This is a genomic window from Rhodoferax ferrireducens, assembly GCF_049302455.1.
Taxonomy (GTDB): domain Bacteria; phylum Pseudomonadota; class Gammaproteobacteria; order Burkholderiales; family Burkholderiaceae_C; genus Rhodoferax; species Rhodoferax ferrireducens_B.
Window position 1 is genome coordinate 1 of sequence record NZ_JBAQMD010000040.1, and the last position, 14,432, is coordinate 14,432.

Annotated in this window: 14 protein-coding genes; 9 read left to right on the plus strand and 5 right to left on the minus strand. The window is 58.8% G+C overall.

Going from position 1 to position 14,432, the window contains the following annotated elements; translation table 11 throughout:
* Nucleotides 1-115 precede the first annotated feature (115 nt).
* The 4 genes from earP to WA157_RS07190 all read left to right on the plus strand — a co-directional run bounded on the left by earP (nt 116) and on the right by WA157_RS07190 (nt 4,486).
* Entirely contained in the window at nt 116-1,237 is a 1,122-nt protein-coding gene (earP, locus tag WA157_RS07175) for an elongation factor P maturation arginine rhamnosyltransferase EarP (protein ID WP_422620298.1), read from the plus strand.
* Nucleotides 1,238-1,329: 92 nt separating this feature from the next.
* Complete coding sequence (efp, locus tag WA157_RS07180; RefSeq protein WP_011464532.1) at nt 1,330-1,884, plus strand: elongation factor P; 555 nt, start codon at nt 1,330-1,332, stop codon at nt 1,882-1,884.
* Between the two features lie 128 nt (nt 1,885-2,012).
* A complete protein-coding gene (locus tag WA157_RS07185; protein WP_422620299.1) occupies nt 2,013-3,581 on the plus strand; it encodes a thymidine phosphorylase family protein in 1,569 nt (522 codons plus the stop codon).
* A complete protein-coding gene (locus WA157_RS07190) occupies nt 3,581-4,486 on the plus strand; it encodes a ribose-phosphate pyrophosphokinase (RefSeq protein WP_422620300.1) in 906 nt (301 codons plus the stop codon). Before WA157_RS07185 ends, WA157_RS07190 begins: the two co-directional genes overlap by 1 nt.
* Nucleotides 4,487-4,513: 27 nt before the next feature.
* Here WA157_RS07190 and WA157_RS07195 read toward each other — a convergent pair whose 3' ends face one another.
* Nucleotides 4,514-5,914, minus strand: coding sequence for a phenylacetate--CoA ligase family protein (locus WA157_RS07195; RefSeq protein ID WP_422620301.1), 1,401 nt, complete (start codon nt 5,912-5,914; stop codon nt 4,514-4,516).
* A gap of 130 nt (nt 5,915-6,044) precedes the next feature.
* Here WA157_RS07195 and WA157_RS07200 point away from each other — a divergent pair, with 130 nt between their 5' ends.
* The 5 genes from WA157_RS07200 to ahpC all read left to right on the plus strand — a co-directional run bounded on the left by WA157_RS07200 (nt 6,045) and on the right by ahpC (nt 8,779).
* The gene (locus tag WA157_RS07200; protein ID WP_422620302.1) at nt 6,045-6,356 is read left to right on the plus strand and encodes a DUF883 family protein; all 312 of its coding nucleotides are present in this window, start codon (nt 6,045-6,047) and stop codon (nt 6,354-6,356) included.
* 24 nt (nt 6,357-6,380) lie between these two features.
* Nucleotides 6,381-6,782, plus strand: coding sequence for a phage holin family protein (locus WA157_RS07205; RefSeq protein ID WP_422620303.1), 402 nt, complete (start codon nt 6,381-6,383; stop codon nt 6,780-6,782).
* Nucleotides 6,769-7,080, plus strand: coding sequence for a YqjK-like family protein (locus WA157_RS07210; RefSeq protein ID WP_422620304.1), 312 nt, complete (start codon nt 6,769-6,771; stop codon nt 7,078-7,080). Before WA157_RS07205 ends, WA157_RS07210 begins: the two co-directional genes overlap by 14 nt.
* Before the next feature lie 60 nt (nt 7,081-7,140).
* Entirely contained in the window at nt 7,141-8,004 is an 864-nt protein-coding gene (locus WA157_RS07215; RefSeq protein WP_422620305.1) for a TIGR00730 family Rossman fold protein, read from the plus strand.
* A 211-nt stretch (nt 8,005-8,215) separates the two neighbouring features.
* Complete coding sequence (gene ahpC / locus WA157_RS07220; RefSeq protein WP_318665076.1) at nt 8,216-8,779, plus strand: alkyl hydroperoxide reductase subunit C; 564 nt, start codon at nt 8,216-8,218, stop codon at nt 8,777-8,779.
* Between the two features lie 95 nt (nt 8,780-8,874).
* Here ahpC and WA157_RS07225 read toward each other — a convergent pair whose 3' ends face one another.
* From WA157_RS07225 to WA157_RS07240, 4 genes are all read right to left on the minus strand, one after another.
* Nucleotides 8,875-9,234: a hypothetical protein gene (locus WA157_RS07225; RefSeq protein ID WP_422620306.1), complete on the minus strand. Its 360-nt coding sequence runs from the start codon at nt 9,232-9,234 to the stop codon at nt 8,875-8,877.
* 52 nt (nt 9,235-9,286) lie between these two features.
* Complete coding sequence (rlmB, locus tag WA157_RS07230) at nt 9,287-10,057, minus strand: 23S rRNA (guanosine(2251)-2'-O)-methyltransferase RlmB (RefSeq protein ID WP_422620307.1); 771 nt, start codon at nt 10,055-10,057, stop codon at nt 9,287-9,289.
* 74 nt (nt 10,058-10,131) lie between these two features.
* Nucleotides 10,132-13,788, minus strand: coding sequence for a hydantoinase B/oxoprolinase family protein (locus WA157_RS07235; RefSeq protein ID WP_422620308.1), 3,657 nt, complete (start codon nt 13,786-13,788; stop codon nt 10,132-10,134).
* A gap of 27 nt (nt 13,789-13,815) precedes the next feature.
* Nucleotides 13,816-14,370, minus strand: a complete 555-nt coding sequence (locus WA157_RS07240) for a winged helix DNA-binding protein (RefSeq protein ID WP_422620309.1) — start codon at nt 14,368-14,370, stop codon at nt 13,816-13,818.
* Nucleotides 14,371-14,432 lie beyond the last annotated feature (62 nt).

Consider the following 14,432-nt stretch of genomic DNA (forward strand, 5'->3'; position numbering starts at 1 on the left):
CTGAGCAACTGCGCAGGGTGCGCGGGCAGGCTTGCGGGCGCCGGGCCTGCGGGCGCTTCATGTGACATGGAATCAGGCAAATGAGGCATAGGTGCGTATTGTGGACAATTCAGGTGTGACGACAGGAAAACTTTGGGACATCTTTTGCAGGGTCATTGACAACTACGGTGACATCGGCGTGGGCTGGCGCTTGAGCGTTGGCTTGGCCGCGCGTGGCGAACGCGTGCGCTTCTGGGTAGACGATACCAGCGCGCTGGCCTGGATGGCGCCCTCTGGTGCGCCCAACGTCGAAATCCGGCACTGGACCCGGCCGATCCAGACTGAAGGCCTGGCGCCAGGCGATATTTTGCTGGAGACCTTTGCCTGTGAAATAGATCCTGAATTTATAGCTGCTTACGCAGACTGGACGGGGGCTAGAGGCCAAAAAGGCTTATGGATTAACCTGGAGTACCTGAGCGCCGAAAGCTACGTCGAACGTAATCACGGTCTGCCCTCCCCGGTCATGACGGGACCGGGCGCGGGTTTGTGCAAATACTTTTTCTACCCCGGCTTCAGCAAAGCCACGGGTGGCCTGTTGCGTGAACCCGATCTGGCCGAGCGCCAGGCCCGCTTCGAGCGTGCCGACTGGCTGCAACAACGAGGCGTCAACTGGCAGGGCGAGCGCCTGGTGTCCCTGTTCTGCTACGAACCCCCGGCCTTGGCCGACTTGTTGGATCAGTTGGCCACTGGTCCGCAAGCCACCCAACTGCTGGTGACCGCAGGCCGGGCGACGGCGGCAGTCACCGCTTGCATTTTGAACAAAACAAGGCTCCAGCCCTTATGGAACAAGCGTGAGCTGCTATCAATTAGATACCTGCCGGCACTCACCCAAGACGACTACGACCATCTGCTGTGGGCCTGTGACCTGAATTTCGTGCGCGGGGAAGATTCATTGGTGCGCGCCTTGTGGGCGAACAAGCCCTTTGTCTGGCAGATCTACCCGCAGCACGACGACGCCCATCACCGCAAGCTGGAAGCTTTTCTGGCTATGTTGGACGCTCCGCCCTCGCTGCGGGCTTTTCACATGGTCTGGAACGGCGTGAATAGCCGTACAGATAGCAAGGCCAGCCAACAAACGCAACTGCCCGCGTTGGCGCTTGATTCATGGCGGCAAGTCGTGGTCAGCGCAGGGCAACAACTGCGCCAGCAAGATGACCTTGTGACCCAGATCATGCGTTTTGCTTTAAAAAACCTTTAAAATAGCGAACTTTTGCGGGACTTCACCGGGTTTTTCATCCGTCCATCCCGCCCTTGCCGCGTCATTAGCGGCCAACTTTCACACATTTCGCTATGAAAACCGCTCAAGAAATTCGCGTTGGTAATGTCATCATGTACGGCAAAGACCCGATGGTCGTGCTACGGACCGAATACAGCCGCGGTGGCCGCAATTCGTCCACCGTTCGTATGAAGCTCAAAAGTCTGATTGCCAACTTCAATACTGAAGTGGTCTACAAAGCCGACGACAAGCTGGAGCAGGTCATTCTGGACAAAAAAGAATGCACCTATTCTTATTTTGCCGAGCCGATGTACATCTGCATGGACACCGAATACAACCAGTACGAAGTCGAAGCCGAGAACATGGGCGACTCGCTCAACTACCTCGAAGATGGCATGGAACTCGAAGTGGTGTTCTACAACGAAAAAGCCATTTCGGTTGAAATGCCCACCAACGTGGTGCGCGAAATCACCTGGACCGAACCCGCCGTCAAGGGTGACACCTCCGGCAAGGTGCTCAAGCCGGCCAAAATCTCCACCGGTTTTGACGTGGGTGTGCCAATCTTTGTGGCACAGGGTGACAAGGTCGAGATCGACACCCGCACCGGCGAATACCGCAAACGCGTTTAAGCGCCAGCCCGCACGCCGGGTCGCAGTAAAAAAAGGCTTCCTGGAAGCCTTTTTTTATGGGCGACTCCAAGGCCTTGATGTCGCAAACTTATCCGATCCAGTGCACCAAACCGATGTAGGCTTCGGTTATGAGCAAACACACCGATAAACCGGAGGTCGCCAGCAAGCTGGTGCTGCGCCGGGTGGCGATCGACACCTACCGTGAAAACGTGGCCTACCTGCACCGGGACTGCGCGGTATACCGGGCTGAAGGCTTTCAGGCCCTGTCCAAAGTCGCGGTCCGGGCCAACGGACGCCACATTCTGGCCACCCTGAACGTGGTGGATGACCCCAATATCGTCGCCTGCAATGAGCTTGGCCTGTCGGAAGACGCTTTTGCTCAGATGGCGGTGATTGATGGTCAGCCAGCCTCGGTGTCTCAGGCCGAACCGCCGCAGTCCATTGGTGCGCTGCGCCGCAAATTGGCCGGTGAACGGCTCGGCCGTGAGGACTTTTTGGGTATCGTGCGCGACATTGCCGAGCTGCACTATTCCAAAATTGAGTTGAGTGCTTTTGTTGTGGCCACCAACCGGGATGAACTGGACCGCGAAGAGGTGTACTTTTTAACCGAGGCGATGGTGGCCAGTGGTCGAACGCTCAACTGGCATGAACCCCTGGTGGTGGACAAACACTGTATTGGTGGCATTCCCGGCAACCGCAGCTCCATGCTGGTGGTGCCGATTGTGGCGGCGCACGGCCTGCTGTGCCCCAAAACATCATCGCGCGCCATCACCTCCCCGGCCGGTACGGCCGACACGATGGAAGTGCTGGCCAAGGTAGAGCTGCCTGTTGATCAACTGGCGGACATCGTGCGCACGCATCGGGGTTGCCTGGCCTGGGGCGGCGCCGCCCATTTGTCGCCGGCCGACGATGTGCTGATTTCGGTAGAGCGACCGCTGGCGATTGACTCGCCGGGGCAAATGGTGGCCTCCATTCTGTCCAAGAAAATTGCCGCGGGGTCCACCCATCTGGTCCTTGATATTCCCATCGGCCCCAGCGCCAAAGTACGTTCCATGCCCGAGGCCCAACGTCTGCGCCGGCTTTTTGAGTACGTGGCGGGGCGCATGCATTTGTCGCTCGACGTGGTCGTGACCGATGGACGCCAACCCATCGGCAATGGCATCGGACCGGTGCTTGAGGCGCGCGATGTGATGCGGGTGCTGGAGAATGACCCCCGGGCACCCAACGACCTGCGACAAAAATCCTTGCGATTAGCTGGCCGACTGATTGAATTCCACCCGGACGTGCGCGGTGGCGACGGTTTTGCCATTGCGCGGGACATTCTGGATTCTGGCCGGGCGCTGGCGAAAATGAACGCCATTATTGCCGCCCAGGGCGCTCAGTTGTTTGATCACAACCATCCGCAACTCGGCGCCTTGACCTTTGACATTTGCGCCACCGCGGCCGGCGTGGTCACCGGCATTGACAATCTGCAGGTGGCACGTATCGCCCGTTTGGCGGGTGCACCCAAAGTCATCGGCGCAGGCATTGATCTTTTTCACAAACTGGGGGAGGCGGTGACCAGCGGCGAGGTTTTGTACCGCGTTCACGCCGGGTTTCAAAGCGACCTCGACTTTGCGCGCCAGGCCTGCGCCAAGTCGACCGGCTATACCATCGGGCGAGCCGAAGACGTACCCCATGTCTTCACGGAATTCTGATGCCATCAACACCTGTTTTGCTGTGCTTTGACGATGAGCAAGAGAACGCGGTACGCATCGCCCAGGCGGCTGGGCACCATCTGGCCCGTATTGACCGTCACCGCTTTCCCGACGGTGAAATCAAGCTGCGCCTGCCCCCGACCCTGCCGGATCATGCGGTCATCCTGCGCACGCTCAACGACCCGAATGAAAAATTGGTCGAACTGCTGTTGGCAGCCCAAACCGCGCGTGACCTGGGCGCCCGGCACCTGACGCTGGTCGCCCCTTACCTCGGCTACATGCGACAGGATGTGGCGTTTCAACCGGGCGAGGCCATCAGCCAGCGCATTGTCGGGAGATTTTTAGCCGGCCTGTTTGATGCCGTGATCACTGTTGACCCCCATCTACACCGCGTCGCCACATTGCAGCAGGCTGTGCCAGTGGCCAACGCCGTGGTGCTCAGCGCCGCCCCGCTGCTGTCAGACCTGATTGCCACCCAGCGACCGAAAGCCTTGCTCTTGGGCCCGGACGAAGAGTCGGCGCAGTGGCTGGCACTGGCCGCATCACGCCATGGCTTTGACTACGCCGTTTGCCGCAAGGTGCGCCGTGGTGACCGGGCAGTAGACATTGCACTGCCGGACATCCCTGTGTCGGACCGTCAAGTGGTTCTGCTTGACGACGTAGTCAGCACCGGCCACACCCTGGCCCAGGCGACGCGACAACTGCTGGCTGCGGGCGCAGCCTCGGTCGATGTTGCGGTCACACATGCCCTCTTTGTTGGCGATGCCTGGCAGATGATTCTGAACGCAGGTGTGCGCGAGGTATGGAGCACCGACTGCGTCAAGCATGCCAGCAACGCCGTCAGCATGAGTGTCCCCATTGGCGAGGCTTTGATCCGGATCGACGCCATGACCATGACGCGCTGAGTGCCAGCGTGGCGGGCTATTGCCGCATTAGCGGTGCTTGCGTTTCAATTGCGCGACGACGCGTTGCGGCTTGCCACTGCGCCCCCGGGGCACCGGCCGCCCCAGTTCCGTCCTGACGCGCAGCCGCGCCAGGCCCTGCGTCACGGCAAATTTCTCCAGGGCGTTGCGGCAGCGCGCTGCAGCGGCTGGGGCATCGGCCCCATGCGGATCTAACCTGAGCACCAGCGTGTGATCATCCTGCTGGCGCAATTGAAAATCGAATACGCCAGCATCGTCTTCAAGCAGCGTCGTCAGCGCCAGCGGCAAGAGCGTCACCAGGCGCCCATCCTGTCCCGCCATCAGCAAGGGATCATCCCGGCGACCCTGCACCTCAATCACCGGCAGTGGCGAGCCGCATTCACAGCGTTCTGGATGCACCGTGATCTGGTCGCCCATGTCATAACGGATCAGCGGCTGCACGAAATTGGCCAGATTGGTCAACAAGGTGGAATGTGAAACCTGCCCCGGCGGCACCGGCTGCCCCTGCGCATCAATCGGCTCCAGAATCAACCAGTCGGTATTGGCATGCATCTGCCCGTGTTGACACTCCCAGCCAATCGACATGAATTCCGAGGCACCATAGCTGTTGCGCACCATGCACCCGAGACCCTGCTCGACGTGCCGGCGCACGGCGGCACTCAGCGTTTCACCACCGGTCCAGATTTCTTTTGGGGCGAAGTGCAGCGCCCCTTGCGCAGCCACATCGCTTAGCAAGGCCGCCACGGTCGGATAGGTGGCGATGACGGTCGGCGCAAACGCATTGAGCTCATCAAGCAAAGCACTGGTTGACTGCAAAATGGAAAAGCAACGCAAGCTTTGCGCCATGAACGGATTGAGTTGGCGCAGCCGTTGCATGCTCACCATACTGGCGAAGTGGCCGGTGGTGGCGCCCACAAAAGCGATGCGTTCCGCCAGCAACAGGGGATCAAACCAGCGCTGCAGCGGCCGTGGCGCGCTGCGGCGCAACGCCTCCAGTGCATCGTAAACCGCCATGGCGCGTGCATCCTGGACAAACACGCCCGGTTGATGCTGGGTGCCAGAACTCTCCCATACCAGGTACTTGCCCAGGTAAGGCTCGCCAATGCGCTGGGCATCGGCGGTGAACGCGCGAAGCTCAGTCAACTTGAGTTGCGGGTCAGTCACCCAATCGTCAAAGCGCGCCATCAACTCAGCCCGGTCCAGAACCGGCACCGCGCTCAGAGCCAGGGTGGCGGGCGTCTTGCCTTGCAGTCGCTTCCGGTACAGCCGGGAGCCGCGCACAGCGGCGTCCAGCAGGTGAGCCAGCCGGGTTTTCTGGCGCGCGGCGATCGCATCCGGCGCGGCGCGCCCGCTGGCCAGCACATCCAGCGCCACAGCACCCAAGCGCAAGGGATCAAAAACTGTCGTCATAGGCGAAACATATTAGTGCGACTCCATACCCCCAAAATTGTGCGCGAGCAACGCATGTGATTTTTATCAAGACATGCAACAGGATCGGCTTTATTGTGGGACTCGGTTTCAATTTCAATGGAGGTTTGCAATGAATGATATGACGTCGATTCAAAAAGACAAATTGATGAGCGACTTGCGCATGGTGATTGCCGACGCCGAAGAGGTGCTGCGCATGACGGCCGACGAGGTGGGCGAAGGCGCAGCCGATCTGCGCAGCCGCGTGCAAGCCCGAATGAATCAGGCCAAGGATGACTTGGTTCATTTGCAGGAAGCGGCAGTCGCCAAAGCCAAAGCCGCCGGTCATGTCGCTGATGATTTTGTGCATGACAACCCCTGGAAGTCTATCGGCATCGCGACAGGTGTCGGGTTGGTGATCGGCTTGCTGATCAGTCGCCGTTAAAACAGCAGCGAACCAGCCAAATCCATGAGTGAGCTGGGCAAGAACGTTGGTCTATTCGCCTCATTGCGCCGTCTGCTTGGCACGGTGCTTGAAATCGCCCAGGTGCGCCTGGACCTGCTGCGCACCGAGGTCGAACTTGAGAAACGACGCCTCTTTGACGGTCTGCTCTGGGGTCTTGCTGCCCTGCTGATGCTGGGCGTTGGTGTGGTTTTGTTGTGCGGCTTCATCATCCTGCTGTTTGGGGAGGGTTATCGTCTGGCCGCAGTGGGTGTTCTGGCGCTGCTTTTTCTTGCTGCAGGCGCCTGGCTGATTCGCGCGGCGCGGCGCCGACTGCAGAGTCCGAATGGCATGTTTGAAGCCAGCCTTGCTGAGTTGCAGCGAGATCGCGCCGGGCTCCAAACATCAGGTTCCCATGAACAACGATGATCTGGTCTTGCGGCAACAGCGCTTGCTGGTGCGCAGTGCGCAGTTGCGACTGCGCCTGGCCGATCAGGCGCAAGTCTTGCAGCGACCGCTGGCTTTGGCCGACCAGGCACAAAGCGGCTTGCAATGGCTTTATCGCAACCCACAGTGGCCGCTGGGCGCCCTGGTACTTGTGGTTCTCGTGCGGCCGCGCCGCGCCATCGTGTGGGGTGGTCGCCTGTGGTGGGCCTGGAAAACCTTCAAGCAGACGCAAAAATGGTTGGCCAAACAGTCCTTGCAAAAACTCTCCCCCCTGAATTGAGTCGATCCGGCACGGCTTGGCCAAGCGACGTGTCACAGTTTTTCGCACACAATCGAAGCTATGGACACCACTCAGAACCTTTCCGAACCTCGCCTGCCTGATTCCGAGGCGGAACTGAAAAGCCAGGCTGACCTCGGCCATGCGTTGGAGGCCGACGCCTACCGTCTGGCATTTGCCGATCCCGAGTTCTTGGTGCGGCGGGAAACACGCGGCATCCGGTTTCAACTGGAAATGCTCAAGCCCGATCTGGACCAGGCTGAACAAGGCATCGACAGCACGATCGTGGTTTTCGGCAGCGCCCGCTCGGCCTCACCCGAGATGGCCCAAGCCTCTCTGCAACAAGCGCAGACCAGCGGCGACCCCAATGCGCTGATAGCGGCGCAGCGGCAAGTACGAAGCGCCCATTACTACGATCAGGCGCGACTGTTTGCCCGACAAGTCGCCGGACACAGCGCACACCGACGGCCTGAAGAGCGTCTGTTCATTGCGACCGGCGGCGGCCCCGGCATCATGGAGGCGGCCAATCGCGGTTCGCACGAGATGGGCGCCCCGAGCGTGGGCCTGAACATATCCCTTTTGCACGAGCAGCACCCCAACCCCTACATCACGCCGACCTTGAGTTTCAAGTTTCACTACTTTGCGCTGCGCAAGATGCACTTCATGATGCGTGCCAAAGCCCTGGTGGCGTTCCCCGGCGGCTTTGGCACGCTCGATGAATTGTTTGAAGTCATCACCCTGGTGCAGACCCGCAAGGCCAAGCCGGTGCCGATTGTATTGTTTGGCACCGACTACTGGAAGCGACTGGTCAATATGGACGTCTTGGTGGAAGAAGGCGTGATCGCGGCGCAAGACCTGGACCTGTTCACCTACGTGGATGATGCCGATGCGGCGTGGGAGGTCATACGGACTTTTTATGACCTCTGAGGAAGCCCGGATTGAATCAACTTTGACCACCGACGCCGTGTAACTCGGAGTTACATCAACCCGGCTCTCTTTTCGTGCACCGTAACAAGGTCCAAATAGAATTTTCCAATCGCTTGCATTTAATCAATTAACCCAAAAAACTGCTGTGATGCAATAGGATCGCATTTGATCCCTCACTGATGAACCCAATTTATTAATAGGAAACCACCCCATGTCTCTGATCAATACCGAAGTCAAACCTTTTGCTGCCACTGCCTTCCACAATGGCCAGTTTGTGCCTGTCACTAACGAAAGCCTCAAGGGCAAGTGGTCTGTGGTGGTGTTCTACCCAGCCGACTTTACTTTTGTCTGCCCGACCGAACTGGAAGACCTGGCTGACAACTACGCCACGTTCCAGAAGCTGGGCGTTGAGGTCTACAGCGTGTCCACCGACACCCATTTCGCGCACAAGGCTTGGCATGACACCTCACCCGCCATCAAGAAGGTGAACTACGTGATGGTTGGCGACCCGACCGGCGCCATCACCCGCAACTTTGACGTGATGATCGAGGAAGAAGGCCTGGCCCTGCGCGGCACCTTCGTGATCAACCCCGACGGCGTGATCAAACTGTGCGAAATCCATGACAACGGCATCGGCCGTGACGCCTCAGAACTGCTGCGCAAGGTCAAGGCGGCCCAGTACGTGGCGTCCAACCCCGGTGAAGTCTGCCCCGCCAAGTGGCACGAAGGCGCCAAGACCCTGACCCCTTCACTGGACCTGGTCGGCAAGATCTAGGGAAGGAAGGATGGATGGACGGATCAAATCAACTTGACCGTCCATTGCTGGCAGCACCAGCCCAAAACCCGGCACGCGCCTTTGACGCTTGTTGATCAGCGCGGGCTTTCAAAGAACAGGTAATTCGAGCCGAAGTCACTGATTTCGAAGTAGACTTTTTTCTCGCCCGGATCTGCCACAAAATTCAGGTTTTCGTCCAGTACGCCATAACCATAGCGGTAAGGACGCGGCTTGTTGTCTTCGGTGCCCATCGCGGTGCTGAGTTTGTCGATCTTGAGGAAGCGGCGCACGACCTTGTCACCTGCATAGACCTCCAGCACGCCGTTGGTGCCAGTCCAGTTCTGGATGTCGCGGCTAATTTTGTTCTGTTGCTCCTGCGTGCAGCTTGATAGAAGAAACAAGGCGCTAGCCCCCGCCAGTATTGCTTTAGCAGCTCTTGATTTAATAGTAATCATGAAACTCCGTAAAAGACAGACCGAAGTGACGCGAAGCGAGCAAGCTCTGTGCTCAGCCCATTCGCTGGCGTAATGCCTCATACAAACAAACACCACTGGCCACCGACACATTGAGGCTTTCAACAGCCCCGCGCATCGGGATGCTGACCAACTCATCACAGGTCTTGGCGGTCAGCGCGCGCATGCCATCGCCCTCGGCCCCCAGCACCAGCGCCACCGGCCCTTTGAGGTCGGCCTGGTAAATGGTTTTAGCTGCGAGGTCGCTGGTGCCGATGATCCAGATATTGCGTTCCTTGAGTTCATTCAGGGTCCGCGCCAGGTTGGTCACCATGAAGTAGGGCACAGTCTCAGCCGCGCCGCTGGCGATCTTGGCCACTGTGGCGTTGATGCCAGCGGCGTGGTCTTTGGGGGCGATTACAGCGTGTACACCGGCGCCGTCGGCCACGCGCAGGCAAGCACCCAGGTTGTGTGGATCGGTCACACCATCAAGCACCAGGAGCAACGCTTGTTCCCGCTCGGCGGGTGGCCTGTCGGTTTGCGCCGCTTCGAGCTGCTCCAGCAATTCATCCAGTGATTTCACTTGCGCCAGCTCGTGCACCCGCGCCGCCACGCCCTGGTGGCCGTGACCACCACAGAGCTTGGCCAGACGAATGCCATCGGCCTCGATCAGGCGCGCACCGGCCTCGTTGGCCTTGTCCAGAAACTGGCGCATGCGCGCGTCGCGGCGCGTCGGTTCGAAATAAATCTCGATGATGGACTGGGGTGCGGTTTTGAGGCGAACCCCGACGGCATGAAAGCCGAATAGAACTTTGGGTGAAGACATGGCTGAATTATCACAGCTTGCGCTTCAGGCATCCCGAACAGTGATTTTCCTGACTGCCATAAAACTCACAAAATTCAAACAACAGTACCGAACCCGCCACCACCCGGCGTTTGAATTTCAAACACATCTCCCGCACGCATTTGCGCTTGGCCAATATGGCCAAGTTCTTCGATACGGCCATCTGCGCGCAGCACGCGGTTGATACCCACCTGACCTGGCTGTCCGCCAGCCAGACCAAAAGCACCATGCACACGGCCGTTGGACAAAATACTGGCTGTCATGGGCTCCAGAAACTCCACTCGCCGCACACCCCCGCAACCACCATGCCAGTGGCCGGTGCCGCCAGACCCCGCACGAATCTCGTAGCTCTGCAACAGCACCGGAAAGCGAAACTCCAGTACCTCAGGGTCGGTCAAGCGTGAATTCGTCATGTGGGTTTGCACAACATTGCACCCATTGAAGCCACCCGTTAATTCGCCGCTCGCATCAAACTCTGCGCCTGCACCGGACCCACCCGAGATGGTTTCGTAGTACTGGTATTGGTCATTGCCAAAGGTGAAATTATTCATGGTGCATTGACTTGCCGCCATCACACCTAAAGCGCCATACAGCGCATTGGTAATGCAGCTCGAAGTCTCCACGTTGCCAGCCACCACGGATGCAGGTGGGTTGGGGTTGAGCATGGAGCCGGCTGGAATGATGACCTTGATGGGTTTGAGGCAGCCCGCGTTGAGGGGAATGTCATCGTTAACCAGGGTGCGAAAAACATACAGCACGGCTGCCATACAAACTGCCGTCGGCGCGTTGAAGTTGTTGGTCTGTTGTGCCGATGTACCCGTGAAATCCACTTCGGCAGTGCGATTGGCCGCATCGACCCGAATCGCCACACGGATTTGCGCGCCATTGTCCAGCGGCAGAGTGAATTCGCCATTTTTCAGGCGAGTGATCACACGGCGAACCGATTCTTCGGCGTTGTCCTGCACATACCCCATATAGGACTGCACCACATCCAGGCCATACTGATCCACCATCTTGCGCAGTTCCTGTACGCCCTTCTCGTTCGCGGCGATCTGCGCCTTGAGGTCGGCCATGTTCTGTTGCGGGTTGCGGCTGGGGTACTCGCCGCTTTGTAGAAGAGCCACCATGTGCGCTTCTTGCAGTACACCCTGCGCAACCAGCTTTACATTATTGATTTGAACACCCTCCTCCTCGATTCGCGTGGAAAAAGGAGGCATGGAGCCGGGTGTGGTGCCGCCAATGTCTGCATGGTGGCCGCGCGAGCCCACATAAAACAGAGGTTTGTCAGAACTCGTCTGCCCCAGATAGACCGGCGTGATGACGGTGATGTCAGGCAAATGCGTGCCCCCATGGTAGGGGTCGTTGAGCACATAGACATCGCCCGGGTGCATGTTGCCGGCGTTCTCGCGAATCACCGTTTTGATGCTCTCCCCCATGCTGCCCAAATGCACCGGCATATGGGGTGCGTTGGCAATCAGGTTGCCCTCGGCGTCGAACAGGGCGCAGCTGAAATCCAGCCGCTCTTTGATGTTCACCGAATAGGCCGTGTTCTGCAACTGCAGTCCCATTTGTTCGGCAATATTCATGAACAGGTTGTTAAAAACCTCCAGCAGCACCGGATCGACCAGGGTGCCTGCTGCAAATTGCATGGCACGCCGAGAACGCCGGTCAAGCACTAGGTGGTCCAGGGCCGTCAGGTTGGCAACCCAGCCAGGCTCCACCACGGTGGTGGCGTTCCTCTCGGCAATGATGGCCGGGCCGGCGATCACGTCACCCGGGCGCAGATCTTCGCGTACCACCAGCGCGGCGGGATGCCACTGCCCACCGGAGTACATGCGCACGGTCTCGCGCCTTGGCACATCACGGGGCTCAAATGTCGGCAAGACTGGCTCGGCGGGCGCATCGCCAGCCACCACAGCCTCCACAGATACCGCCTCCACAACCAGTCCTTTGCCGTGCATCAGGAAGGAAAACCGTTGCCGGTAGGCGGCTTCAAAGCTGGACTTGATCTCTTCCGTGCTGCCAAAAGGCACCACCAGCGCAGAGTCGCTCCCTTCATAACGCACATGCACGCGCTTGAATTGCGAGACGGTGCCGGCACTGACCTGTTGCCGCTGCAGTTCAGCCTGCGCGGCGGCCGCTAACGCCAGCAGTTTTTCCTCGATTTCAGGAAGTGCCTGTGCAGACAACTTCACCTCCACCGCCTGTTCGCGAATCACGCTCTGATCCGCCAACCCCATGCCGTAAGCCGACAGCACGCCTGCCAGCGGGTGCACAAACACACGCGTCATACCCAGAGCATCAGCGACCAGGCAGGCGTGCTGGCCACCTGCACCGCCGAAACATTGCAGGGTGTAGCGCGTCACATCGTAGCCGCGGGCCACCGAAATCTTCTTGATGGCGTTGGCCATTTGCTGCACGGCAATATTGATAAAGCCTTCGGCCACCGCTTCTGGGCTGCGTCCGGTCTGCTGAGCCAAGACATCAAACTGGGCTTTTGCTGCTTCAAAGCTCAGTGCTTCATTGGCATGCGCACCAAACAGTTTGGGAAAGTAGTTGGGCTGCACCTTGCCCACCATCACGTTGGCATCCGTCACTGCCAACGTACCGCCGCGCCGGTAGCTGGCCGGACCGGGGTTGGCCCCGGCGCTCTGCGGCCCAACCCGAAATCGTTCGCCGTCGAATTTCAGCAAAGAACCGCCGCCCGCCGCCACCGTGTGGATGCTCATCATGGGTGCCCGCATACGCACCCCAGCTACCTGGGTCTCGAACTCGCGCTCAAATTCCCCTGCGTAGTGGGAAACATCGGTCGAGGTTCCACCCATGTCAAAACCAATCACCTTGATGGGTCCGCTCATCGACGAGGCGCCCGCGCCAAAAGCCAATTGCGCCGTGCGCGCCATGCCAACAATGCCACCCGCCGGGCCGCTCAAAATAGCGTCCTTGCCCTGAAAAGCGTGGGCATCTGTCAATCCACCCGATGACTGCATAAAAAAGATTTTGACGCCTGGCATTTCACCCGCCACTTGCTCAACATAGCGCCGCAAAATCGGCGTGAGGTAGGCGTCCACCACCGTGGTGTCCCCGCGGCTTACCAACTTCATCATCGGACTGACTTCATGCGAGGTGCTGATCTGCGTGAACCCCACTTCTTGAGCTATGCGCTTGGCTGCCTTCTCGTGCGCGGTGTAGCGGTAACCATGCATAAAAACAATTGCAACACTGCGTAGCCCTTGTGCAAACTGGGTAAGTAGCTCTGTTTTTAATAGCGCCTGGTTCAGGACTTCAAGCACCTCGCCATGCGCCCCCATGCGCTCCCGGGCTTCAATCACGGCGCTGTACAGCAGCTCTGGCAACACAATGTTGCGGTCAAATAAACGGGGTCGATTTTGGTAGCCAATGCGCAAGGCATCGCGAAAGCCGCGCGTAGTCACCAGCAGTGTGGGCTCGCCCTTACGTTCCAGCAGTGCATTGGTGGCCACAGTTGTGCCCATCTTCACGCACTCCACTCGAGCGGGCGTGATCAGCTCACCAGTTTTCAGACCCAACAGGTGGCGAATGCCTGCCACCGCAGCGTCGCGGTACTGCTCTGGGTTTTCCGACAGCAACTTGTGCGTGGTCAGCGTACCATCCGGGCGCTTGGCCACAATGTCGGTAAACGTGCCGCCGCGGTCGATCCAGAACTGCCAGCGTTGTGCAAAGGGCGTACTCATGAGTGGGTCTCCAGATGGGTATGTGGCTTAGAGGCTGGCCGCAGAACGGGCCGCCTGGTCGTAAATGCCCGAGAGCAGGCGCAATAGACGGGCCAGTTCGCCGATGTCACGGTTGAGCCCCTCGTTCGCATTGAGGGCGTTGATCAGACAAGACTCACGAATGGCGCGATAGCGGTTCACGTAATCGAGCCCGCTCTCGGTCGAGGCATAGGTCACGTCCTTGCCACTTTTGCTCGATACCACCACGCCCAGGTTTTGCAGTTTCTTGAGCGAGTAGTTGATCAGGTGGGTGTCTTCCACGTTCATGATGAAGCAGATATCGGCCAGACGTTTGTTGCGGGCCCGGTGCGTGACATGGTGCAGCACCAAAACGTCGAGCGGCATCAGATCTTTCAGGCCGGCCGCACTCATACAGTGCACCACCCAACGGTGAAAGGCATTGCCCGCCACGATCAAGCCAAATTCAAACTCGCTCATTTCGGCACTTCTGGGTGAAACCAGATGGGCCGACGACACGATGGGTGGTGCTGGTACCCGAGCCTGAACACCCTCACTGATTACTTGCTGTGTTTTCTTGACCATAGAAACCTCTGGGCTGGCACCTTTGTTGCATGCCTAAATTGTAGATATACAAATGATAATTT